The sequence below is a fragment of the Sphingopyxis sp. genome (assembly GCF_035565275.1).
Taxonomy (GTDB): Bacteria; Pseudomonadota; Alphaproteobacteria; order Sphingomonadales; family Sphingomonadaceae; genus Sphingopyxis.
Genome location: NZ_DATMST010000077.1, coordinates 1 through 2,132, shown reverse-complemented (window position 1 = coordinate 2,132; position 2,132 = coordinate 1). Strand labels below are relative to the sequence as shown.

2 protein-coding genes are annotated in these 2,132 nt (G+C 67.1%); both read left to right on the top strand.

What is annotated here, in order from left to right; all coding sequences use genetic code 11:
- Nucleotides 1-42 precede the first annotated feature (42 nt).
- Nucleotides 43-1,536 (top strand): hypothetical protein, encoded by a 1,494-nt coding sequence (locus VN047_RS05980; RefSeq protein ID WP_325541044.1) that lies wholly within the window; start codon nt 43-45, stop codon nt 1,534-1,536.
- Complete coding sequence (locus VN047_RS05975) at nt 1,533-2,000, top strand: peroxiredoxin (protein ID WP_325541042.1); 468 nt, start codon at nt 1,533-1,535, stop codon at nt 1,998-2,000. The genes VN047_RS05980 and VN047_RS05975 overlap by 4 nt, the downstream gene beginning before the upstream one ends.
- Nucleotides 2,001-2,132: the final 132 nt, after the last annotated feature.

Below are 2,132 nucleotides of genomic sequence, written 5' to 3'. Positions count from 1 at the left end.
CAGCGAATAGGCCGAGCCTGAAAAAGCCTCGCCGGGGCAGGGTTGCCAGAAAATTCGGGTTGCCGCGTCCCGCGTTCAGCATTTGTTTTTCTTTTTTCGTGGACTGCGGCGCTACGCACGATCGCCGAATGGCGCGGTGGCAAACTGCGCGCGCTGCGCAGCCCCGCCGCGCTCGACGCGCTCGAGACGGTGCTTCCCGAACTGGTCAAGGCGATCGGTGCCGCGCCCGATCCGCAGGCGACGCTCACGCGCTTCGACAAGCTGGTCGCGGGATTGCCGAGCGCGATCAACTTCTTCCATCTGCTCGGTGCACAGCCCGAGCTGGCGAAGATCGCGACGCGCGTCCTGTCGCTCGCGCCGACGCTCGCCGATGCGCTCGGCGCGCGGGTCGAACTGATCGAGGGATTGATCGACAAGCGCGCGTTCGAGGCGCCCGCGATGAAGGCTGAACTGCTCGCCGAATGGGCGGCGGGGCTTGCCGGGCTCGATTACGAGCGCCTGCTCGACCGCGTGCGCGATCGTGTTGGCGAGCGGCGTTTTGCTTATGGCGTGCAACTGATCGCCGCTGCGAACGATCCGCTGGTGATCGCCTGCGGCTATTCCGAGCTTGCGGAGGCGGCGCTGCAGGTGCTCGCCGACGCGACGGTCGCCGAATTCGTCGCGGCGCATGGCCGCGTTCCGGACAGCGAGCTGGTCGTCCTCGCGCTCGGCCGGCTGGGGGGGCGGGCGCTGACACATGCGTCGGATCTCGACCTCATCTACCTTTTTACCGGCGATCATCTCGCCGAATCCGACGGCCCGCGCCTGCTCGGCGCGACGACTTATTACAACAGGCTCGCGCAGCGCGTGACCGCGGCGATGTCGGTACCGACCGCGGCGGGCAAGCTCTACGACGTCGACACGCGGCTCCGCCCGCAGGGTGCGCAAGGCCCCCTCGTCGTCACGCTCGACAGTTTCGAACGCTACCAGCGCGAGGAAGCTTGGACATGGGAACATATGGCGCTGCTTCGTGCGCGGCCGGTCTATGGTTCGGATCGCGCCAAAGCCGAAGTGCAACGCATCATCGACGCATTGCTGGCGATTCCGCGCGACCCGGCAAAGCTGGCGCAGGACGCGGCGGGAATGCGCGACAAGATCGCCGCACACAAGCCGCCGAAGGGGGCGCTCGACATCAAGGGCGGGCCCGGCGGGCTCGTCGATCTCGAATTCGCGATGCAGGTGACCCAGCTCGTCAACGGCCGGTGCCACGACCCGAATATTTCAGCGGCGCTGGCGTGCCTGAACACTGCGCGTCTCGCGCCGCCCGAAGTGGTCGAGGCGCACGGCCTGCTGGCGCGGATGCTGGTCATGCTGCGCCTGACCGCGCCCGAAGACGAGCCGCCGACCGCCGCGGCGCGGCAACTGGTGGCAGCCGCGTGTGGGGAACCAGGCTGGCCGCAATTGCTTGCCGCGCACGATATCGCGCGGCAGGAGATCGCCAATTGGTGGGCTTCGATTCGCCCGGAGACCCCCGCACAGCAGGAGACAGGATCATGAGCGGCCCCCAAATCGGAGATGCCATTCCGGCGGTCAAACTGCTCGATGCCGACGGCGCGGCGATCGACCTTGCCGCGATGAAGGGCGCGCCGCTGGTCGTTTATTTCTATCCCAAGGCCGACACGCCGGGCTGCACAACCGAAGCGCAGGACTTCACGCGCCTCGCGCCCGAATTCGCGCATCTGCACGCGCAGGTTCTCGCGGTCTCGCGCGATGCACCCGCGAAACTCTGCAAGTTCCGCGACAAATACGGGCTGACCGTCCGTCTTGCTTCCGACGAGGATGGCGCGGTGTGCGAAGCGTTCGGCACCTGGGTCGAAAAGCAGAATTACGGCCGGACCTATATGGGAATCGAACGCTCGACCTTCCTGTTCGGCGCCGATGGCAAGCTCGCGAAAGAATGGCGCAAGGTGCGCGTGAAGGGGCATGCCGACGCGGTGCTGGAGGCTGCAAAAGCGCTTTGACATGACGACGTTGGGTGAAGCCGCGCGCGCGGTCCTGCTGACGCCCGATCCGCACGACAAGCGCCGCGCGGCGCGCGGTTTCGCACGGGCTTGGCGGCGCGGCGACCTCGTCCATCGCTGCGACACGGCGAT